The organism is Acidimicrobiales bacterium (genome assembly GCA_022452145.1).
Taxonomy (GTDB): Bacteria; Actinomycetota; Acidimicrobiia; order Acidimicrobiales; family MedAcidi-G1; genus UBA9410.
Genome location: JAKURY010000015.1, coordinates 1 through 20,208, shown reverse-complemented (window position 1 = coordinate 20,208; position 20,208 = coordinate 1). Strand labels below are relative to the sequence as shown.

Sequence of the window (20,208 nt, the reverse complement as noted above, 5' to 3'; positions counted from 1 at the left end):
CCAGTGGGCGTCAGCCCGCTACGTCGGTCAACTCGTCGTCGCCGGGAACCTCGACGCCCTCCACCCAGTAGAGGTAGAGGCTGGCGATGACCTCATCGATCCCGTCGGCATCGGCTTCGACGTCGGCCAGCTGGATGGTCACGATGTTGCCGTTCACATGCACCCGGGCGATCCCGCCGCGGGCGAACAGCCGTCGGGCCAGCTCGTCGGCCGGCGTGGTCCCCGCAACCTCGTCTCCGGCGCTGTAGCGCTCGTGGCCCATGCCGGTTAGGGCACGGTTGGTCTCGTACCGGACGATCCCGGCACGCGACGACGGCTTGCTGACGACGGTGACCGGCTGACCCATAGGGCGGTCAGGCTAGCGGTCGTCGGCGGCGGCTCGGTGCGCCGCGGCGTCGACGGCCAGCCTCCGGTCGGCGCGCTGCAGGAGCACCGCCAGCGCGATGGAAACGCCGGCCAGCACCGTGTGGACCACCTTGAAGCCGGCCTCATGGTCACCTAGCAGGAGGCCGGCACCCCGGACGGACCAGAAGGCGATCGTCCAGAGGCAGAAGATGGCGACCAGCCGTGTCGAGCCCAGGGGGCGACGGTGCCAGAGCCCGAGGGGCACCGTGGCGACCACGGCGGCCAAGCCCAGGAAGAGTACGGCGACCACGATCCGCCAGGCCCTGGCCCCGCCGGTGATGTCGGCGTCGCCGACGAGGTTGCGGATGCGGCCGACCCACACGATGGCCGTCCAACCGACCAGGAGCCACAGGAGTCGAACGGTGCGCTGCACGTACGAAACGGTAGCGACGCCGCGTCCGTATCGGCGAAGGCGGGGCCTGTACGGGCGAAGCCGGGTCAGAACAGGCGGGGCGGGGCGCCGGCCCGATCCCGGGGTGGTTCGCCGATCGCCGGGAGCCCGTGCATGAACGACCAGGAGCGCCGGTGGTAGGTGGTGGCACCCCGTTGTGCCAGCGCGGCCCTGTGGACCGGACTGGGATAGCCCTTGGACTCGGCGAACCCGAAGCCCGGGTGGAGGCGGTCGGCGTCACGCAGGATCCGGTCGCGGGTCACCTTGGCCACCACGGAGGCCGCCGCTATCGAGAGGCTGGTGGAGTCACCCCGCACGATGGTACGGGCCCGTCCCCCACCCACGAAGTCCCACCTGCCGTCCAGGACCACCCGGTCCACGGTGATGCCGAGGCCTTCCAGTGCCCGGCGGGCCGCCAGCCGCTGGGCATCGGACATGCCCAGGTCATCGCACTCGTCGTTGCTGGCATGCCCTACAGACCACGCCTCGGCCCATGCGGTTATGCGGCCGAAGAGGGCCTCCCTCTCGGGCTCGGTGAGCATCTTGGAGTCCCTGACCCCTGTGATGCGCCGGATCCGGTCGGGGACCACCACCCCGACGGTGAGCGGGCCGGCCCATGCACCCCTGCCGACCTCGTCGAGACCTGCGACCACCCGGTGGCCGGCATCCCACAACTCGCGTTCCGCGACCAGCCCCGGGGCCCTGCCCCTCAGGGCTGCCCGCATGCGGGGTCGACCGGCCATGGGTCGACCCTAGGAGAACGATCCCCCATCGGGCGACGACCCGGACGACCGGCGGGGCGACGGCACCCGACCCGCCGGGGCGGCCAGCAGGACCTCTCCCGAAGCCTCGACTGTGGAGAAGGCGGTGTCTAGGCCCGGGACCCGCAGGACCACCGGACGGTCGTCGTGGCGCTCCAGTTCCCAGAGCAGGGCCGGTCGCTCACCGTGCCACCGGATGGCGAAGCCGAGGCGCCCGTGTGGGGTGGCCAGCCCGTGTACCTCGACGCCGCCTCCCAACCAGGCATCCGGAACGTCACCGAGCAGGTCCAACCCATCCGTCGACGTGTTGGCCAGCCGGTCGGCCAGTGCGCGCACCGATGCCGTGGGGGCGTCGGCCGCCACGAGGTCCGGCGGTCCGGCCACGTCAGCCAGAAGTCCGGCATCGGCGGCCGCCTGGGCGTCGCCGAGAGCCGCGAAGAGTCCGGACATGCGGCCCAGGGCCCATCGGGCGGCCTGGGCATCTACCGCCGACCGGACCAGGTCATCCAACGGAATCCCGGCGGGTCCGGTAAACCACGACGGCTCACGCCCGAGGCGCCAGAGCCGGGCTGCGGCCACCAACCGGTCGCCGGGAGGACCGGAGGCGTGTACCAGGCGCTCCACGGCGGCGCGGGCCAGCCCCCAGCGGCAGAGCTCGACGGACCCGGCCGGGGTCGGATCGGCCAGCAGGAGGTCGACGAGGTCCCGGTGCGCTCCTGACGCCATCAGTGGGTCCGGCAGGTCCACGGTGGCCGCATCGGCCAGTCGACCCGCCCATCCCGCGGCGACCCGTTCCGCCGTGGGGAACACCGCCGACGGGTTGTCCAGGAGGTCGCCTGCCGGCACCGCGAACCGGAGGGCGGTCCGGTGGGGCAACGGGACGACCAGCGCACCGGCCGCAGCGCCGATCCGACACCTGACGGGATCCGGGGGGACGGTCACGGCCCGACCGCCGGTCACCGTTTCCCATAGGTCTGCCGCCGCGTCGACCACGGCGTAGCGGCCGGGCTCCCGGTCCACGACCACCGCCGTCTTCCCGTCGACCAGCAGGCGCCGCCCGTCCACGGCCAGGCGGCGTATCGCTCCGCCGGTGGCGGCCTGCACCGTCACCGCCACGGCAACCGGAACCGGCGTCTCGTTGACCAGCTCCACCATCACCGCAGGACCGCTCGACCCGCTAGCCACCGCGGCCCAGGTCGTGGCCACCACGTCGCCGCCGGCAACGCGCATGCGGGTCTCCAGCACGGGCGCCGGACCGGGTCTGTCCTGGCGCACCGCCGCCTCCACGGCCGGCGCGTACCACCGGTCGTCGCCCCCGATCCACCACTCGACTCGATGGCCGGCACCCGCCTGCTGGACGGCCGAGCGGGCGTCTACCACGGCCCGGAAGCCGTCGTCGGTACCCAACCGTGTGCCCACCGCTTCCGGAACCGGCACGCGACGCCTCCGGAGTCGGTCCGCCAACCGCGCCATCAGGTGGTCGCCACCTCGGGGCCGGTCCGCCGTGCCATGAGCGCCGACCAGACCTCGGTGGGTGACCGGCCATCGTCGAACACCGACCGCACGCCCTCGGCGACCGGCACCTCCATGGCGACGCTCGCAGCCAGCTCGCAGGCAACGGTGGCCGTGCGTACGCCCTCGGCCACCTGGTCCATGCCGGCCAGCACACGGTCTGGCTCAGCACCGCGCCCCACCTGTTCACCCACCCACCGGTTCCGGCTCTGGGAGCTCATGCAGGTGGCCATGACGTCGCCCATGCCGGCTAGGCCGGCGAAGGTCATGGGGTCGCCCCCCAGGGCGACGCCCAGCCGGGTCATCTCCGCCAGGCCACGGGTGATGAGCGCGGCCCGGGCGTTGTCGCCGGTGTCGAGCCCCTCGGCCATACCGGCGGCCAGGGCGATCACGTTCTTCAGCGCACCACCCAGCTCGCAGCCGACCAGGTCTTCGTTGGTGTAGACCCGAAACCGGTCCGACGCAAGCAACCCCTGGAGGGCCGACGCCGCGGCCGGATCCGTGGCTGCGATGACGGTGGCCGCCGATCGCCCCTCCAGGATCTCCCTGGCCAGGTTCGGCCCGGTCAGTACGCCGACCGGCCGACCGGGCAGCACCTCGGCCGCCACCTGGCTCATCCGCAACCCGGTCGAACGCTCGAAGCCCTTTGCCAGACTGATCACGGGCGTCCGGGACCCGACGGCGGCGGCCGCCAACTCCAGCGTGTGGCGGAAGCCGTGGGTGGGCACGCCGACCACCAGCAGATCGGCGCCGCCCACCGCCACGGCCAGGTCGTCGGTGGCCTCCAGCTCGCTGGGCAGCGGGTAGCCGTCCAGATAGCGCCGGTTGCCGCGACCGGCAGACACGTCGGCGGCCACGTCGGCCCGCCGGGACCACAGCACGGTCGGCACCACGGGAGCCAGCAGGGCGGCCACCGTCGTACCCCAGGAGCCGGCACCGATGACTGCCACCCTCGACACCGCTTCGACGGTCGACATGGCGCAACCCTACGGGCCCGCGCCCACTCCCCCCGGGCCCACGACCCGCGCTCAGCCCGGGACGAGGACCCCGGACTCCGGGCTCCGGGCTCCGGTGGACAGCCAACAACGAGCGGTCCGGACATCGACCCGTACAGTGGTCCGGTGTCCGGAGCCGTGGCGGTGCTGATCCCAGTGAAGGCCTTCGGATCGGCCAAGGGCCGACTGGCCGAGGTCCTGGACGGCCTGGCCCGGGCCGACCTGGCCCGACGCATGGCCGAGACCGTGGTGACCGCGGCGGCTCCCCTCCCCGTGACCGTGGTCTGCGACGACGATGACGTCGATGCCTGGGCCCGATCGCAGGGCGCCGACGTGGTCAGGGTGGACGGACCCGGCCTCAACCGGGCCGTGGAGGCCGGCATGGAGGCTCTGGCCAATAACGGGGTGGCCACCGTGGTGGTGGCCCACGCCGACCTGCCACGGGCCACCCGCCTGGACCACTGTGCCGCGTTCGACGGGATCACCCTGGTGCCGGACCGGCACCACGACGGCACGCCGGTGGCCGTGGTGCCTACCGGCGTGGGCTTCCGGTTCGCCTACGGTCCCGGCTCGTTCGCCGCCCACGTGGCCGAGGCCGAGCGCCTGGGCGTGGCGTGGCGCAGCCTGCTGGACCCGGACCTGGCCTGGGACGTCGACGACCCCGAGGACCTGGTGGCGCTGGAAGGCTGACGTGGGCTCCGGGCCAGCCCGGCTGCGTAGGACCGGCCAGCTGCGGGTCAGCCCCGGGTACGACGGCCCCGGGTGCCCCCCAGTCCGGCACCGGTCGACGGCTCCCACTTGAATCGACGGACTGCGACGAGGGCGCCGAGCAGGCCCCAGGCGGCGATCCGGGCCAGCAGGCCCGGCTCCCACGCCGAACCGGTCCGGAACGGATCGAAGGCGGCGTAGAAAGCCTCCACGAAGGGCTTGAGCGGGAAGACGTCGCCGGCCACGTCCAGCCAGCGTGCCGGGTCGGGCACCACGATGAACACGTTGGATATGAACGCCAGCGGCAGGATGGTGGCGTTGGCCAACGCCGGCGCCGACTGCCCGGAGGGCGTGACCGATGCAAGGGCCAGGCCCAGCAGGGAGAACGAGGCCACCCCCACGACGAAGGTGACCACGGCCACCGGAATCCTGTCTGCCTCCATCTCGAGGCCGTACAACCCGAAGCCCACGGCGAGCATTATCAGCGAGCCGAGCACGGCGATGAAGACACCGGAGCCGACCACCCCGCCCATGTAGACCCATCGGGGCAGGGGCGTGCTGCGGATCCGCATGAGGACCCCCTCGTCCCGGTAGATCGCCGTGACGATCCCGATGTTGGTGTAGGTGGCCGACACGGCGGTGAACACCGCCAGGACCGGGGCGTAGAACTGCGCAGCGGCGACCACCTGACCTGGAGCCACGTCGATGTCGCCGAACATCGCCCCGACGAGGAGCAGGAAGATGAGCGGAAAGGCCAGCGTGAAGAACGCCGAGATCGCCGTCCGCCGAAACAGGCGGTTCTGGTAGCCGATCTGTCGGGCCAGCAGCCCCAGCGACGAGGGGAAGCGGTCAGCCATCGGGGGCCGCCCGGCTGTCCGGGCCGTCGGCATCGCCGGCGTGGCCGATGAGGTCCAGGTACACGTCCTCAAGGGTGGGACGGTTGACCTCCAGGCCGTCAAGCTCCAGCCCGCGGTCGACGGCCCACGTGGTGAGGTGGTGGAGATCCGCGGTCGGTGCTGGTGTCCGGACCTCCAGCACCCCGTTGCGCACAGAGGCCCTGCCCACCAGCGCGGCCAGCAGGCCGTCCACCGTTCCGCTCACCTCCACGGGGAACCGGACCCGTATCAGCGTCTCCCTACCGGCGCTGCCCCGTAGTTCGTCGGGGGTACCGGTGGCTACCGCCCGACCCCCGACGATGACCAAGGCGCGGTCGGCCAACGCCTCGACCTCGTCCATATAGTGGCTGGTCAGCAGGATCGTCTTTCCCAACAACCGCAGGCCGTCGACCACCTCCCAGGCCTGGCGCCGTGCCGACGGGTCGAAGCCGGTGGTCGGCTCGTCCAGGAACAGCAGGTCCGGATCACCGATCAGGCCGGTCGCCAGGTCGATGCGCCGCTTCTGCCCGCCGGACATGCGATGGGTCCGCCGGTCACCGAGGCCATCCAGGCCGACGAGGGCCAGCACCTCGTCCACCGGACGGCGCCGCGTGTAGCAGGCGCCGTAGTGCTCCAGCACCTCGCGTACGGTCAGCTCACGCTCGATCCCGACCTCCTGGAGGACGATTCCGATGCGATCCCGCAACTCCCGATCACCGTCTCCGGGATCCCGCCCGAGCACGTCCACCGAGCCGCCGTCCCGACTCCTGTGGCCCTCCAGGATCTCGAGCGTGGTCGACTTGCCAGCTCCGTTAGGCCCCAGCAGGGCAAACACCTCGCCGGGCTCCACGGTGAAGGACAGGTCGTCGACTGCCAGCACGTCGCCGTACGACCTGGTGAGGTTGGATACGGCGACCGCTGGCACGGCGGCGACCTTACCGGTCGACCTCGCAGCACCGAGCTCCCGTCCCGTGCGTCGGCCTGCCAGACTTCGCTCCCATGGAGACCGTGAGCTTCGAACACATGGTGGACGGCACCCCGGAGGACTACGAGCTGATCTGCCGCGAGCTGGTCGCCCACAAGGCCGCCCACCTCGCCGACCACCTCCTGGCGACTCTCAAGGCCATGGAGGGCCCGCTGCTGGGCTACCCGGTGGACCGGTTCCACCACAGCCTGCAGAGCGCCACCCGGGCGCTGCGCAACGGCGAGGACGACGAGATGGTGGTGGCCGCCCTACTGCACGACGTTGGCGATCCCATCGCCCCGGAGAACCACAGCGCGGTGGCCGCCGACATCCTTCGGCCCTACGTGGACGAACGCACCCACTGGATCATCCGGCACCACGGCGTGTTCCAGGGGTACTACTACTTCCACCACCTCGGAGCGGACCCTGACGCCCGTGAGCAGTTCCGGGAACACCGGTGGTTCGACGACTGCGCGGCGTTCTGCGCCGAGTACGACCAGAACTGCTTCGAGCGGAACTACGACGAGATGGCACTCGAGGAGTTCGAGCCGCTGGTGCGCGAGGTGTTCTCGCGCGACAGCCGGTACCCGCTCCCGTCGGTGACCCTGGCCTGAGGCGCCGTCACCGGGACTACGGGATCCGCGCGTACGGCACCGTCCTAGGGCTCCAACACCACCTTGATGGCCCCGGCCGGACGATCGGCGGCCACCCGGAAGGCCTCGGGGGCGTCGTCCAGGGTGAACCGGTGGGTGATGACCGCGTCGGAGAGCTCGGGAACCGCCGCCAGCAGGGTCGCCGCCTCGTCGATCTCCCGTACGTCCGGCCCGTGGCGTCCCGAACAGCCGTACATGGACGACGGCCTGAGGCTGACCTCCTTCAGGAACATGGACATGATGTTCGGGATGGTGATCCCCTCCCAGTAGACGGCCGGTATCGAGACCGTCCCACCCGGGCGGGCGTGGTCGATGGCCGACACCAGGGCGCTCTCGGTGCCTGCGGCCTCTATGACCACGTCGTACTCGCCTGACGCAGCCGTTCCGGCGCCCAAGCGTTCCCCGGACTCGACCTGGTGGGGATGGCGGGCCGACAGGTCCACGTCGGCGCCGGCCCGTCGGGCTGCCGCCACCGCGGTCAGGCCAATGGTCCCCCCGCCCACGACGAGCACCCGGTGGCCGGGCTGCACCTCGGCGACGTTCACGGCGTGCACCGACACGGCAATCGGCTCGACCAGGCAGGCATCTCCGACGGGGACGCCGGCGGCCAGCGGGACCAGACAGGACTCATGGACCACCATGCGGTCGGCCATTCCACCATCCATGGCCAGGCCGTAGAGGGCCATGGAGCGGCACTGCTGGGCGCTACCGGCCGCGCAACGGTCGCAGGTACCACAGGTCAGCGTGGGCTGGACGGCGACCGCCGTGCCGTCGGCGAGGTGGCCGGCCACCTCGTGGCCGAAGGTGTTGGTCAGCCCGAACCCCGCCATGTGCAGGTCGGAGCCGCAGATTCCGGCGGACGCCACCTCGACGAGCACGCCGTCGCCCCCGGGCTCGTCCACCTCCACCACCCGGAACGCAGCGTCGATCGTCCGTACGGCTCGCATGGCGCCCCCTCCCCGATGTCGACCGCCGCGGGCCGCGCCCACTTGCCGTCGGTCGACGACCCGACCGTACGATCCCACCATGGGCAACAGCGAGCCGCGCTCCATCGACCTGCTGGACGGCGACTTCTACGTCACCGACCCGTACCCCACCTACGCCTGGCTCCGCGAGCACGATCCCGTCCACCGTGACACCGTCAACGACCTCTGGGGGATCTCCCGCTACGACGACATCGTCTCCATCGAGAGGGACAAGGCCACCTTCATCTCCTCGGGAACCGAGCGCGGCTACCGACCGAACATCCCAGCCGACCGGTCCATCATCGGCCTGGACGACCCCCACCACACTGTCCGACGCAACCTGGTGTCCCGTCGGTTCACCCCGCGGGCGGCCGGTCGGTGGGAGGACCACGTGCGCGGCGTGGTCACAGGCCTGCTGGACGCCGTGCTCCCGGCCGGCGAAGCCGAGGTCATTAGTCAGCTGGCAGCACCGCTACCAGCCCAGATGATCGGCCTGCTGCTCGGGTTCCCCCACGACATGTGGCCGCAACTCCAGGATTGGTCGGAGAGGACCATCGCCCTCGGAGGCGGACCCCGCTACCACGACCACGACGGGGTCGCCGCGGCAATGGAATTCGCCGGGGCGGCCGCAGAGCTCTACGAGGCCAAGAAGCTCACGGTGACCGAGGGCTGTCCGATGGACGACGTCATGACGGTATGGATCGACCGTGAACGGAAGGGCCTCGAAGGCCACGACTTCGGCCTGGACGAGATGATCTCCGACTGCCTGCTGCTCCTGGACGGTGGGGCCGAGACCACGCGGACGGTGATAGCCCGGACGCTCGTGGAGTTGGCGCAACGACCCGAACAGTGGGCCCTGCTCCGCGACGGCGCCGACCTGACGGTGGCCACCGAGGAGTTCATCCGGTGGGTGACGCCCATCCACAACATGTGCCGGACGGCCGCCACCGACACCGAGGTGGCCGGCACGTCGGTCCGGGCCGGAGACCAGCTCCTCCTCATGTACTCGTCGGCCAACAGGGACCCGCTGCACTTCGACGACCCCGAGAAGTTCGACGTCACCCGGACCCCCAACAACCACCTGGCATTCGGGTTCGGCACTCACTTCTGCCTGGGCGCAGCCCTGGCCCGCCTGGAGGTCCGGGTGTTCTTCGAGGAGTTCGTTCAGCGGGTCGTCGACCTGCGCCTGAAGCCGGGAACCGCGCCAGTGGAGATGCCGAACGCCTTCGTCTACGGCCTCCGCCGGGCCCATCTGGAGTTCGACGCGGCCTGACGGCCGCCGTGGGGTCAGCCGTCCCCGGGCCTGTTGCCGGCCATGACCTCGTCGCCGAGCGACGGGGCGATGAACGGGGAGAAGTCGGGTCCGGCCCGCAACGCCTGGCCGCCGTCGACGTTTATGGCCGTCCCGGTGATCCAGCGCGACTCCGGACCGACCAGGAACCTGGCCAACGCTCCCACGTCGGACGGTGCCCCGACGCCCGTGTCCGAGGTCGGCGCCAGGGGCGTATTGCGCACGTAGCCGGCATAGACCTCGCTGTCACGCGGCACGAACTCCATCATCTCGGTGGCGATGAAGCCGGGGCGGATGGCGTTGAACCTCACGTTGGACCGGCCGAACTCGTCGGCGGCGTTCCGCATCATCGCCTCGATCCCCGCCTTGGCCACCGGATAGGCGCCGAAGTGGACGTGATTCTGGTGGCCTGCGATCGACGACATGCCGACGAACGAGCCGCCTCCCGAAGCCACCATCTCGGGCACCGCATGCTTAACGCACAGCATCGTGCCGATCACGTTGAGGCGCAGAACCGCCTCGAACTGGGCGAGGTCCTGGAGGTGGTACGGCCCTAGGCCGCCACCGCCACCTGCGTTGGCCACAACGCCCCGGAGGTTCCCGGCGTTGGCGACCGTGGCGGCCACCGCCGCGCGTACGTCGTCTTCCGACGTCACATCGGCCACCAGGTGGTGCACGCTGCCACCGTGGCCCGGCCGGATGCGGTCGACAGCATCGGTGAGTCGGGATTCGGTCCGCCCGCAGATCGTCACCACGGCGCCGTCGGCAGCCAGCGCCTCGGCGCAAGCTCGTCCGATGCCGGTACCTCCACCTGTCACCAGCACCCCGTAGCCCCGAAGATCCCCATCGGCCATCAGGTCGCCTCCCTCGTCGTCCCCGACGGAAGATCCTCCCACCGGCGAAACCCCGGCGACCCATTCGGGCCTACGGTCAACCGTCCGCGGACCCTTCCATCAGGTCGAGGATCCCGGGGTAGTCGGGGATGGGTCGCAGGGCCCGATCGGCGTAGGCGAAGGCGACCATCGTTGCGATGGTGCCTGCGGGCCAGCCGACCGCGAACCGGATCAGCACGTAGCCGTCCGTCGACGTCCGGTTGAACAGCCAGATGTCCCACGCCGACGTCAGCAACTGGTACAGGCCCAGGAACACGGTCAGCCGGCCCATCACCCGGAGGTAGACGGGGTGGGCCTTCGTGTCGGCGCTGAACGGGACGACCATCGGGGCATAGCGGGCGAGTACCGGACGACCCGCCACGACGGTCGCGACCAGGGCCACGCCGATGGCCGCCTTTGTCCCGATGCCGATCCCGAAGTAGACGGCTTCCGAATCGGTGAGGATTCCGACGATGGCCCGTACCACCAGGTAGGCCACCAGGATCGGCAGGTACTGGCCTACGGCCTCCCCGCGACGGCGGCGGTCGACCGCAACCTTGATGCTCCACAACGTCGCACCCGCCACCCCGGCACCCAGGCCCCACACCCGGTTCAGCACCAGGAACAGGGCGATCGGGATGACCGAGTCGAGGACCCGCCCCTTCCGGGCGTCGGGCGTTCCGGTTGGCTCGGGGATCACCGTGGACCGGGTTCCGGGTCGGACCGGCTCAGTGGGCGCGGGCAGAAGCGACGCTCGCCGCGTCCGGACCCGGCTCGCCGTCCGCACCCAGCGCACTGTTCGGGACGAGGTCGACTATGCGTCGCACCTCGGCGTAGTTGTGGTGGTGGGAGGCCTCGGCGAACAGGCGCCGCCGATCGGCCAGGCGTTCGTCGGTGGGCGGCTCGTCCATGAATCCGAACAGGCTGAAGGCCACCTCCAGGTCGGCGACCATCGGAGCCCGACCGGACAGGGCCGCCCGCTTGAGGGCCACGCCGACGCAACCGGCGACCACATCGGGCACCCGCTCGCCCGCACCCAGGCGGAGGCGCGGCACGAACGACCGGGCGAGGCGGAATGCGAAGCCCTGGTCCGGTCCCTGGCTGCCAAGGCTGGTGCCGCTGGGCTGGCCACCCTGGTCGACCACCTCACCGGGGCGTCCGGCCCGCCAGGGACCCAGGCGGCGCAGTGGGCCGGAGTAGGAGCGATCGCTGGAGCGGACGACCGGCGTGGGGACGTGGGAGGGAGCGGACACGAAGCCAATTCTACGGGCGCTGGTCGGGTCAGGCCCACCCGGTCGTGGGGTCGGGGCGGTCCCCGGCAGGAAGCCACACCCAGCCCAGGCTCTCCCTGGTCCCCGGCTCGTTGAAGCCCGGATCCCCCTCGAAGCGGACCGGCGTGGTCGAGTCGTCGAGGATCCGGGCCCTCAGCACGGGTCCGCCGGCCTCTGCTGCGGACAGCACGCCGGTGGCCGAAACGTGGGAGGCCAGCCGCTGGAACATGCTGATAGTCGGGCTGATCATCGTGAGCTCGCCGGCCCGCCACCGCTCCAGGACGTCCGCCGGCCTGCACCACTCGGCGTGCACCGCCTCGCGTCCGTCCACCTCCGGCTGGACGTTCGGGTCCACGGTGGCCACGAAGAAGTACGTGTCGTACCGCTTGATGCTGGGCATCGGCGTCACCCACCGGGCCACGGCGTGGATGCCCGACAGGTCCAGGCTGGTCCCGCTCTCCCGGACCAGGTCGACCAGGCCGATCCGCCCTGCCTCCAGGTCACGGCGGCCCTCCACCAGTCGGGCGGCCAACACGGGATCCCCGGTACCGACCGCCACGCCGACCTCCTCCAGCGTCTCGCGGACCGCTGCGGTCCAGAACCCCAGGCCGTCGGCCACTCCCAGCCGCTCCGCAGCGGCGCTGGCCGACAATCCGGTAACCAGCGACGGCCAGCGTGGGTCGTGGTCACCCTCGTCCACCGCGCCACCGGGAAACAGGGTGTGCCCGGCCACGAACGTGGATGCGTCGGTCCGTCGCAGGGTCAGGACGTGCAGGTCCGGCCGGTCGGCCACCAGCAGGATCGTGGCTGCCGGCCTGATCGGCACGCCGTCCACCGGCAACTCGTGGCGAGGCGTACCTGTGGGCCGCATGCTGCCCCGTCCACCGGCCATCGCCCGACGCTACCAACAGCAGCTGACCTCGGACCGGGTCGGCAGGACCCGGCGACGGGGCACCTAGGGTGCCGAGGTGACCGACGGAGCGACCACCGAGCCCCTCACCGTTCCCCCGAGCCGGCCGGTCCCCGCCGACGTGGTGGCCGGGCTGAGCGTGGCAATGGTGCTGATCCCCCAGTCGATGGCCTACGCCGAGTTGGCCGGGCTGCCGTCCCACCTGGGGCTCTTCGCCTCGGCGCTGCCACCGATCCTGTTTGCCCTCTTCGCCTCATCGCCATACCTCCAGACGGGACCGGTGGCGCTCACCAGCCTGCTGACCTTCGGTGTGCTGGCCAGCCTGGCCGACCCCGGCAGCACCGACTACGTGGCGCTGGCCGCCCTGCTCGCCCTGGTGGTCGGCGTCACCCGTCTGCTGCTGGGGCTCTTCCGGTTGGGCGTGGTCACCCACCTGATGCGTGACCCGGTGGTCACCGGATTCACCTCTGCGGCGGCAATCCTGATCCTGGCCTCGCAGTTTCCGAAGTCAGTCGGCGCAGCGGCCCCGGGGGGTGGGGTGCTCTGGCGGGCCGGTTGGTCGCTGGGCCATCCCGGCGACTGGGAAGGAGCGTCGTTGGCCATAGCCGCCACGACCGTCCTGCTGGTGCTGGCAGGTCGCAGGGTCGTGCACAGGATGTTTCCCGGTGCCCTCATCGCCGTCGGGGGCAGCCTCGTGGTCAGCCGAATGACCGGATACGACGGACCGGTGGTCGGCAACGTGCCGACGGACCTCCCCACCCTCTCGCTGGACCTCCCCTGGGGCTCGACCGGCTCGCTGCTGGTCGGCGGCATCCTCATCGCCCTGGTGGGCTTCGCCGAGCCGGCCTCCATCGCCCGGGTGTTCGCCGAGGCGGACTGCCAGCGGTGGAGTGCCAGCCGGGAATTCGTGAGCTCGGGAGTGGCCAACGTGGCCGCCGCCGTCTCCGGGTCGTTCCCGGTGGGTGGATCCTTCAGCCGGTCGTCGCTGAACCGACTGGCCGGGGCCAGGACGCGCTGGTCCGGCCTGGTCACCGGAGCCACCGTGCTGGCCTTCCTGCCGTTCGCCGACGTTCTGGCCCCGCTCCCCCGGGCCACCCTTGGCGGGGTGGTCATCGCGGCCGTGGTCGGCCTGGTGAAACCCAGGCAGCTCCTGGGAATGGCCCGGCGTTCGCAGTCCAACGCAGTCGTGGCGTGGGTGACGTTCTGCGCCACCCTGGCCCTCAGCCCACGGGTCGAACAGGGGGTCCTGGTGGGGATCCTGGTCTCGCTGGCCGTCGGCCTGCGCCGCCGTCGGCCCTGAGGCCGGACCGAGGCCCTTCGGGCCGGTCGTATCAGGCCTGCAGCCAGGCCTCGGTGAGGGTCGTCACGTCGCTGAGGGTCGCCACGTAGGCCAGGGTGTGGGCGAGCACCTGGTCGCCGTAGGCCACGGGGGTGGCCACCGATCCGTCGGTCGGCACCACGACCTGGAAGCCGGCGTTGACGAGGTCGAAGACGGTGTTGGGGATGGCCACGTTTAGGGTCACCCCGGCGACTACCACGGTGGTGATCCCCTCGTTGTGGAGCATGGCCGACAGCCCGCTGCCTGAGTCTGCCGAGAGTCCGTGGAAGCGGGGCAGGACCACGTCGACACCCAGCTCGTAGCCAAGCTCTGGTGTCGGATCCACGGCCGGCGTCCCGACCACCTGCTGCACATCGGCCCTCCTGGCCGCAGCGAAGAGGCGGGAGTTCCGGTTGCCGCCCCACTGGTCGGCCCTCGAGTGGAACGTGGCGTGCACCACCTTCACCCCGGCGGTGCGTGCCGCTGCGGCCAGGCCACCCAGGCGGGACAGCAATCCGGCCTTGGCCACGGCATCGGCCACGGCAGCCATGCTGGACTCCGGCCCGACCACCCCGTTCTGGCACTCCACGATGCACAGCGCCGTGTGCGCCGGACCGACCAACTCCTGCAGGTCCATCCTCGACTCCGTTTCCCGTCCGCCCGGGGGATCCCCGGGTCGCCTACTCGAACCTGGTGCCCGCCTCGCGCAGGACATCCAGCCAGCGCGGCCCGGCGTCGGGGGCAGGCTCCCCCGGACGGTAGGTCACGTGGTGCAGGGTCCCGGACCACGTGAAGGTCCCGTACCTCTCCCGGATCGACCACGACACCGGCGAACGCCTGTCGATGCCCACGTCTATGCCCTGGAACGGCGCCATCGCGGTGAGAGCCGGCAGGTCGCGGGCACCGGCCACGACCGTCCCGTCCACCCTCAGCTCGACGTGCACGGCCAGGTTCCCCACAGCCTCGACCACCAGCAGGATCGACGACGTGCCTGCGACCACCGGACCCCCGTCGACCTCGGTCATGGAGCCGTAGCCGTTCCACGCCAGGAGCAGCCGGTCGTCGACCACGTAGAGGGCGTAGCCGCCGCCCTGGTCGCCGTGGGCCACCAGCGTGCCGCGGTCGCCGGCAGCCAGGTCCAGCGAGACCTCGACCTCGAACGAACGGGAGTTGACGAGTTGCAGGGACCGGTAGCGCTCGGTGGTCGGGCTGTCGGGCAGGAAGCGGGCCTCTGCCTCCATCTCGGCGTTCCACGGTGGCCTGAGCAGGTTCTTGACGTTGTTGCCCTCGTCCAGCGGGAACACCTGGTTGGCCCAGGCCGCCCGCTCCCAGGCGTCGACCAGCTCGGCGACCTTCTCCGGGTGCTCGTCGGCCAGGTTCCGACTCTCCGTCGGATCCTCTTCCAGGTCGTGCAGCTCCCAGACCTCGTCGCTGAACGGCGTGCGTGGCTTCCGGCAGACGACGGCCGACCAGCCGTCGCGGTACATACCCCGGTGCCCCATCTGCTCGTAGTACTGCTCGGGATGGGTGCTGGCCGCCGCCCCGTCGTGGATCGACGGCGTGAAGCTGGCCCCTGCCGGGGCCGGAACGGGTCGCCCGTGCACGGTGGTCGGCATGTCGACGCCGACGAGGTCCAGCAGGGTGGGCAGCAGGTCGGTGACGTGCTGGTACTGGCGACGGATGCCGCCTCCGCCTGGCAGGCCCGAACCCTTCGAGAGGATGAACGGCACCTGGTGGCCGCCCTGGTGGGTGTTGATCTTGTAGAGGCGGAAGGGCGTGCCCGACACCATCGCCCAGCCCGACGGATAGTGGGGCAGGGTCCTGGGTCCGCCCATCAGGTCCAGGCGCGAGTGGTCGAGCTCGACGGAGTCCAACGGGTTGGTGCGGGTCTGGCCGATCAGCGTGCGGAAGTAGGCCGACGTGCCGTTGTCCAGCCCCTCCCTGCTCCCGCCGTTGTCCGAGGTGAACACGACGATCGTGTTCTCCCACTCGCCCATGGCCTCCAGCCCGTCTCGGAGGCGACCCAGGTTCTGGTCGACGTTGTCGACCATGCCGGCGAAGATCTCCTGGTACCTGGCGAATAGCTCCCTCTCCATCGCCGACAGGTCGTCCCACGCCTTGACGGCGTAGCCCTCCTCGGTGTTGCGGGGTGGCAGCACGACGTCGGCCGCCATGATCCCGAGCTCCTTCTGGCGTTCGAAGCGGCGACGGCGGACCTCGTCCCAGCCCGCCTCGTAGCGACCCCGGTACTTTCCGATGTCAGCAGGCTTGGCCTGCAGCGGAGCATGGACCGCCCCGTGGGCGAAGTACAGAAACCACGGCCTGCGGGGGTGCCCGTCCCGGAGTTCGGCGACCATGCCGAGGGCCCGGTCGGTCAGGTCGTCGGTGAAGTAGTAGCCGTCGGGGAAGTCGTCGATGTCCAGGGCCCGGTTGTCCTCGTATAGGCGGTGGGGCTGGTGGAAGTTCGTGAAGCCGTCCAGGATCCCGTAGAAGCGGTCGAAGCCCTTCTGGCACGGCCAGCCGTTCCGGGGACCGGCCTCGGTGAGCTGCGAGTCCGGACAGAGGTGCCACTTGCCGACCATGAGCGTCGACCAGCCGGCATCCCTCAGGACCCCACCCATCGTGACTGCGTCCTCCCTGATGGTCGCCGCGTAGCCGGGAAAGCCCGGCTCCATGTGGCACACGGTGCCCACACCGGCCAGGTGGTGGTTCAGCCCTGTGAGCAGGGATGCCCGTGTGGGCGAGCACATGGGGTTGACGTGGAAGTTGGCGTAGCGCAGGCCTTCGGCGGCCAACCGGTCGATGTTCGGGGTGTCCACCTCGGAGCCGTAGCACCCGACGTCGCTGTACCCGAGGTCGTCCACCAGCACGACCAGCACGTTGGGCGCGCCGTCAGGAGCCGTCGGGGGCTGTGGCCAGTCAGGGGTCGAGGTGGACATGATCCGACCGACCTCGCCCCGAAAGCCCGCATAGGCCTCAGTCGGGTCGGCTCCAGTGTCGTTGGTGGTCATGGGGCTCCCGCCCGGTGCTGCCGGGATGCCTGACCTCCCGTCAGGCCACCGCCGAAACTACTCCGGGTCCGGATCACCGGCGGAGACCCGTGTCGGTGAACCGCCGGAGCCGGGCAATCGGAACGAGCATGGCGACACACACCAGGGCCACGAGGACGAGCGCTCCACCGAAGCCGGCCGAGGTGTCGGCCACGCGGCCCAGCACCAGGGGTCCGGTCACGCCACCGACCTCGGCCACCGCGAACCAGAGGCCGTAGGCGACGCCGGTGTTGGACCCGTCCACGCCCTCGGACTCCATTAGGGCCACCAGCGCCAGCGGGACCATGGCAGACCGCACCCCGGCCATGGCGACGGGAATCGGATCCAGAACCGTGGGGAGGATGACGATGGCAACCACGCCCACGGCGACCAGCAGCAGCATGGCGGCCATCGTCGTCGGGAGGCGCCGGCGTTCGGTGCTACGGGGAACGACGAGGGAGGCGACCACGCCCACGAGGCCACCCAGCGCCGCCCAGTTGGCCGCCGCCATCGGTGAGAACCCGCTGTGCTCCCTGAGTACCTCGGGCATCCAACCCCCGAGGCCGTGGCCGACGAAGAACACGCCGAGGCCCAGCACCAGGATCAGCCGGAACTCGGAGCTCGCCAACAGGCCCCGTCGGCCGACGACGACGACACCACTAGGCGGCGTGACAGCGGCAGGCGGGTCGGGTGCACGACCCGAGACCACCAGCCAGGCGAGCAGGGCGACGACCATCAGGCCCGTCTCGATGACAACGGTTGCCCGCCACGAGCCGGTCAACGGCATGAGGACGGAGTTGGAGAGTACGAGGGTCGCCATTCCCCCGATGGCCGGCATGGTGCTGTAGACGCCGATGGCCAGGCGGCGCTCCCGCTCTGCTGTGAACCATAGGCTCACGGCCTTCGGGGCTCCCGCCGAGATGAGCGGGCCACCCACCCCGAACAGGGAGATGGCCAGCCAGAAGGTGCCGAAGCCACCGGCGGCCGCACGGACGAACCCGCTCGCCATGACCACCAGCGACCCGAGCAGGATGCCGCGGTGGACGCCCAGTCGGTCGATCAGGCGGCCGCCTATCGGTGCGCTCACTATGTAGACGAGCTGCCAGGCTCCGAGGGCCAGGCCCATGGCGCCGCGGCTGAGGCCCAGGTCGGCCCGGACCTCGCCCACCAGCGGGGGAACCGACATGGCCACCACCCCGAAGGCGAAGTAGACGCCGCAGATCCCGACGAACAGGACCCACCGGTACGGGTGGCGGTGGTCCCCGGCGGTCGTCACAGTCGGATGCTCGCACGGCGTCGTCCAGCGGGCCTGACCCGGCACGGGCCCCTGCGGCCGGTCCCCGATCCGGCAACAGGCCCCGACCCTGCGGCCGGTCCCCGATCCGGTGGTTCCATCTGCGAACCTGTCGGAATGGAGGAGCTCCGGTGGACTGCCGACGACCAGCTGGCCGCAGGGTTGGACCGTCCGATCCTGGTCGTGGCCTTCCGCGGGCTGTTCGACGCCGCCGGATCGGCCACCTCAGCGGTTGAGTGGCTGGCCGAACGCCTCGGCAGCGTGCAGGTCGGCGACGTCGACCCTGAGACGTTCTTCGACTTCACCCAGGAACGACCGGTCGTGGAGTTCGACGACCACGACGTGCGCTGGATCCGCTGGGCCACCAACCGGGTGCTGGCCGTCCGGACCGCTGAGGGCCAACGCGACCTGGTGCTGGTGTCCGGCGTCGAACCCCACCTCAGGTGGCGGACGTTCACCGAGGCCCTGCTGGAGGCGGCTATCCGGTCCGAGTCACGGATGGTGGTGACGCTCGGGTCCATGAGCGGCATGTCGCCCCACACCCGGCCTCCGGCGGTCACCGGAAGCTCCACGAACCGCGACCTGGCCGACCGACTGGGCCTGGACCGGCCGTCGTACCAGGGGCCGACCGGGGTGGTGGGCGTCCTCCACGACACCCTCGACAGGGCCGGCGTGCCGGTCATCTCGTTGCGGGTTTCGGTCCCCTACTACCTGCCCGACTCCCCCAATCCCAAGGCCACCCGCGCCCTGCTCCGTCGGTTCGAGCAGGTCAGCGGCATCGACACCGCACATGCCGACCTGGACGGCCCCGCCGCCGAGTGGCAGTCGCGGGTGGACCAGGCGGTGGCCGGCGACGACGAGGTGAGTACCCACGTGCGCCGGCTGGAGTCCCAAGTCGACCAGAGCGAGGACCTCATGCCCAGGGGCGACGACCTGGCCGCCGAGTTGGAGGCCTTCCTCCGCGAACAGGACGGGCCGCCGGGTTCCTGAGTCGCCGACCCACCCCGATGGCCGGCGGCCCATGAAACGGCGGCCGACGACTGGCCGTTCCGGGCCGAGCCGGGCCAGACTCCGGCCATGGAACGTGCCGGGTACCTGACCGCAATCGAACGAGAAGGGAGGGCCCTGCTGGCCGCCGTGGACCGGGCCCCGGATGCCCGGGTGGAGCACTGCCCCGACTGGGACAACACCGGCCTCGCCGATCACATGCGGAGCGTGTGGGGGTTCATGGCCACCCAGGTGGCGGCCGCCTCGCCCGACCGGCCCACCAGGCCCGATCCCGACGACACCTCGACAACCGTCGAGGCCCTGGACGCGCTGCTGGCGCTGCTGGCCGACGCGGACCCGGAGGCCCCGGCCTGGAACTGGTGCCCCGCCGAGGGTCGTGACGTCGGTTGGATCGGTCGCCGGGTCGCCCATGAGACCGCCATCCACCGCTGGGATGCCGAGAACGCCGCCGGCGACGCCGATCCCATCGACGCGGACCTGGCAGCCGACGGGATCGCCGAGGCCCTCGACGTCGCCTGGAGGTACCAGATGCGGGGACCCACGACCGGCTACCCGGAAGGATCACTCCACCTCCACCGGACCGACGGGGACGGCGAGTGGCTGCTGACCGCCGTGGACGACGTGCTAAACGTCGTACACGAGCACGGCCGGGGCGATGCGGCAGTGCGGGGCACGGCGTCCGACCTGGCCCTCTTCATGTGGAACCGCCGGCTGCCGTCCCTGGAGTCGTTCGGCGATGGTGCCGTGGTCGACGCCTGGGTGGCGATGGCTCCCTGACGCGAACCGGGACGGCGCTCCTGCGCCGGCGGGCGCCCTCCTCAACCCAGCTCGGTGCCGACGATCCCCACGAAGGACACCATCTCGCCCGGATAGCCCCCGAGGTTGTGGACGAGGGCCCGGCTGCGATCGGCGAGAGTGCCAATCCGCCGATCCGCCGGTGCCTCTCCCCGGAGCTGCAGCCACGCCTCGTAGTGCATGCGCAGGCC

21 protein-coding genes are annotated in these 20,208 nt (G+C 71.0%); 6 read left to right on the top strand and 15 right to left on the bottom strand.

Translation table 11 applies throughout. The features are described from left to right. Window positions 1-10: 10 nt before the first annotated feature. The 5 genes from MK177_07035 to MK177_07015 all read right to left on the bottom strand — a co-directional run bounded on the left by MK177_07035 (window position 11) and on the right by MK177_07015 (window position 4,046). Window positions 11-346 (bottom strand): hypothetical protein, encoded by a 336-nt coding sequence (locus MK177_07035; protein ID MCH2427073.1) that lies wholly within the window; start codon window positions 344-346, stop codon window positions 11-13. A 12-nt stretch (window positions 347-358) separates the two neighbouring features. Next, entirely contained in the window at window positions 359-778 is a 420-nt protein-coding gene (locus tag MK177_07030; protein MCH2427072.1) for a hypothetical protein, read from the bottom strand. Window positions 779-843: 65 nt separating this feature from the next. Further along, window positions 844-1,539 (bottom strand): ribonuclease HII, encoded by a 696-nt coding sequence (locus MK177_07025; protein ID MCH2427071.1) that lies wholly within the window; start codon window positions 1,537-1,539, stop codon window positions 844-846. Between the two features lie 9 nt (window positions 1,540-1,548). Further along, complete coding sequence (locus MK177_07020) at window positions 1,549-2,994, bottom strand: hypothetical protein (GenBank protein MCH2427070.1); 1,446 nt, start codon at window positions 2,992-2,994, stop codon at window positions 1,549-1,551. Window positions 2,995-3,029: 35 nt separating this feature from the next. Then, window positions 3,030-4,046, bottom strand: a complete 1,017-nt coding sequence (locus MK177_07015) for an NAD(P)-dependent glycerol-3-phosphate dehydrogenase (protein ID MCH2427069.1) — start codon at window positions 4,044-4,046, stop codon at window positions 3,030-3,032. 144 nt (window positions 4,047-4,190) lie between these two features. Here MK177_07015 and cofC point away from each other — a divergent pair, with 144 nt between their 5' ends. Next, complete coding sequence (gene cofC, locus MK177_07010) at window positions 4,191-4,754, top strand: 2-phospho-L-lactate guanylyltransferase (GenBank protein ID MCH2427068.1); 564 nt, start codon at window positions 4,191-4,193, stop codon at window positions 4,752-4,754. 47 nt (window positions 4,755-4,801) lie between these two features. Here the strand turns inward: cofC and MK177_07005 are convergent, their stop codons facing one another. Together MK177_07005 and MK177_07000 are read right to left on the bottom strand one after the other, a co-directional pair. Then, window positions 4,802-5,629: an ABC transporter permease gene (locus MK177_07005; GenBank protein MCH2427067.1), complete on the bottom strand. Its 828-nt coding sequence runs from the start codon at window positions 5,627-5,629 to the stop codon at window positions 4,802-4,804. Next, on the bottom strand, window positions 5,622-6,572 hold the full coding sequence (locus MK177_07000; GenBank protein MCH2427066.1) for an ABC transporter ATP-binding protein: 951 nt from the start codon (window positions 6,570-6,572) through the stop codon (window positions 5,622-5,624). Before MK177_07000 ends, MK177_07005 begins: the two co-directional genes overlap by 8 nt. Window positions 6,573-6,655: 83 nt before the next feature. On the opposite strand from MK177_07000, the gene MK177_06995 reads away from it, so the two are divergent. Next, window positions 6,656-7,225 (top strand): HD domain-containing protein, encoded by a 570-nt coding sequence (locus tag MK177_06995; GenBank protein MCH2427065.1) that lies wholly within the window; start codon window positions 6,656-6,658, stop codon window positions 7,223-7,225. A gap of 44 nt (window positions 7,226-7,269) precedes the next feature. Here the strand turns inward: MK177_06995 and MK177_06990 are convergent, their stop codons facing one another. Then, complete coding sequence (locus MK177_06990) at window positions 7,270-8,211, bottom strand: alcohol dehydrogenase catalytic domain-containing protein (GenBank protein MCH2427064.1); 942 nt, start codon at window positions 8,209-8,211, stop codon at window positions 7,270-7,272. Window positions 8,212-8,290: 79 nt separating this feature from the next. Between MK177_06990 and MK177_06985 the strand changes: the two genes are divergently transcribed. After that, entirely contained in the window at window positions 8,291-9,502 is a 1,212-nt protein-coding gene (locus tag MK177_06985; protein MCH2427063.1) for a cytochrome P450, read from the top strand. 14 nt (window positions 9,503-9,516) lie between these two features. Here the strand turns inward: MK177_06985 and MK177_06980 are convergent, their stop codons facing one another. The 4 genes from MK177_06980 to MK177_06965 are packed head-to-tail and all read right to left on the bottom strand — an operon-like array spanning window position 9,517 to window position 12,555. Continuing rightward, window positions 9,517-10,416, bottom strand: a complete 900-nt coding sequence (locus MK177_06980) for an SDR family oxidoreductase (GenBank protein MCH2427062.1) — start codon at window positions 10,414-10,416, stop codon at window positions 9,517-9,519. A gap of 34 nt (window positions 10,417-10,450) precedes the next feature. Next, on the bottom strand, window positions 10,451-11,092 hold the full coding sequence (locus MK177_06975) for a DUF3159 domain-containing protein (protein ID MCH2427061.1): 642 nt from the start codon (window positions 11,090-11,092) through the stop codon (window positions 10,451-10,453). 28 nt (window positions 11,093-11,120) lie between these two features. Then, complete coding sequence (locus MK177_06970) at window positions 11,121-11,645, bottom strand: hypothetical protein (protein MCH2427060.1); 525 nt, start codon at window positions 11,643-11,645, stop codon at window positions 11,121-11,123. A 28-nt stretch (window positions 11,646-11,673) separates the two neighbouring features. After that, a complete protein-coding gene (locus MK177_06965; protein ID MCH2427059.1) occupies window positions 11,674-12,555 on the bottom strand; it encodes a hypothetical protein in 882 nt (293 codons plus the stop codon). 76 nt (window positions 12,556-12,631) lie between these two features. Here MK177_06965 and MK177_06960 point away from each other — a divergent pair, with 76 nt between their 5' ends. After that, a complete protein-coding gene (locus MK177_06960; protein ID MCH2427058.1) occupies window positions 12,632-13,873 on the top strand; it encodes a SulP family inorganic anion transporter in 1,242 nt (413 codons plus the stop codon). Between the two features lie 31 nt (window positions 13,874-13,904). Here the strand turns inward: MK177_06960 and MK177_06955 are convergent, their stop codons facing one another. The 3 genes from MK177_06955 to MK177_06945 all read right to left on the bottom strand — a co-directional run bounded on the left by MK177_06955 (window position 13,905) and on the right by MK177_06945 (window position 18,196). Beyond that, window positions 13,905-14,528 carry a cysteine hydrolase gene (locus MK177_06955; GenBank protein ID MCH2427057.1) on the bottom strand — a complete coding sequence of 208 codons (624 nt, stop codon included), beginning with the start codon at window positions 14,526-14,528 and terminating at the stop codon, window positions 13,905-13,907. Between the two features lie 43 nt (window positions 14,529-14,571). After that, window positions 14,572-16,902 (bottom strand): arylsulfatase, encoded by a 2,331-nt coding sequence (locus tag MK177_06950; protein MCH2427056.1) that lies wholly within the window; start codon window positions 16,900-16,902, stop codon window positions 14,572-14,574. 73 nt (window positions 16,903-16,975) lie between these two features. Next, a complete protein-coding gene (locus MK177_06945; GenBank protein ID MCH2427055.1) occupies window positions 16,976-18,196 on the bottom strand; it encodes an MFS transporter in 1,221 nt (406 codons plus the stop codon). Between the two features lie 135 nt (window positions 18,197-18,331). On the opposite strand from MK177_06945, the gene MK177_06940 reads away from it, so the two are divergent. Both MK177_06940 and MK177_06935 read left to right on the top strand, forming a co-directional pair. Then, a complete protein-coding gene (locus MK177_06940; protein ID MCH2427054.1) occupies window positions 18,332-19,204 on the top strand; it encodes a PAC2 family protein in 873 nt (290 codons plus the stop codon). An 87-nt stretch (window positions 19,205-19,291) separates the two neighbouring features. Next, entirely contained in the window at window positions 19,292-19,999 is a 708-nt protein-coding gene (locus MK177_06935) for a maleylpyruvate isomerase family mycothiol-dependent enzyme (protein MCH2427053.1), read from the top strand. Window positions 20,000-20,208: the final 209 nt, after the last annotated feature.

Coding starts and splice junctions, on each gene's coding strand:
- MK177_06985 (MCH2427063.1), top strand. CDS start 8,291: ATGGGCAACAGCGAGCCGCGCTCCATCGACCTGCTGGACGGCGACTTC.
- MK177_07015 (MCH2427069.1), bottom strand. CDS start 4,046: ATGTCGACCGTCGAAGCGGTGTCGAGGGTGGCAGTCATCGGTGCCGGC.
- MK177_06990 (MCH2427064.1), bottom strand. CDS start 8,211: ATGCGAGCCGTACGGACGATCGACGCTGCGTTCCGGGTGGTGGAGGTG.
- MK177_07035 (MCH2427073.1), bottom strand. CDS start 346: ATGGGTCAGCCGGTCACCGTCGTCAGCAAGCCGTCGTCGCGTGCCGGG.
- MK177_06965 (MCH2427059.1), bottom strand. CDS start 12,555: ATGGCCGGTGGACGGGGCAGCATGCGGCCCACAGGTACGCCTCGCCAC.
- MK177_06935 (MCH2427053.1), top strand. CDS start 19,292: ATGGAACGTGCCGGGTACCTGACCGCAATCGAACGAGAAGGGAGGGCC.
- MK177_07005 (MCH2427067.1), bottom strand. CDS start 5,629: ATGGCTGACCGCTTCCCCTCGTCGCTGGGGCTGCTGGCCCGACAGATC.
- MK177_06940 (MCH2427054.1), top strand. CDS start 18,332: ATGGAGGAGCTCCGGTGGACTGCCGACGACCAGCTGGCCGCAGGGTTG.
- MK177_06950 (MCH2427056.1), bottom strand. CDS start 16,902: ATGACCACCAACGACACTGGAGCCGACCCGACTGAGGCCTATGCGGGC.
- MK177_06955 (MCH2427057.1), bottom strand. CDS start 14,528: ATGGACCTGCAGGAGTTGGTCGGTCCGGCGCACACGGCGCTGTGCATC.
- MK177_07025 (MCH2427071.1), bottom strand. CDS start 1,539: ATGGCCGGTCGACCCCGCATGCGGGCAGCCCTGAGGGGCAGGGCCCCG.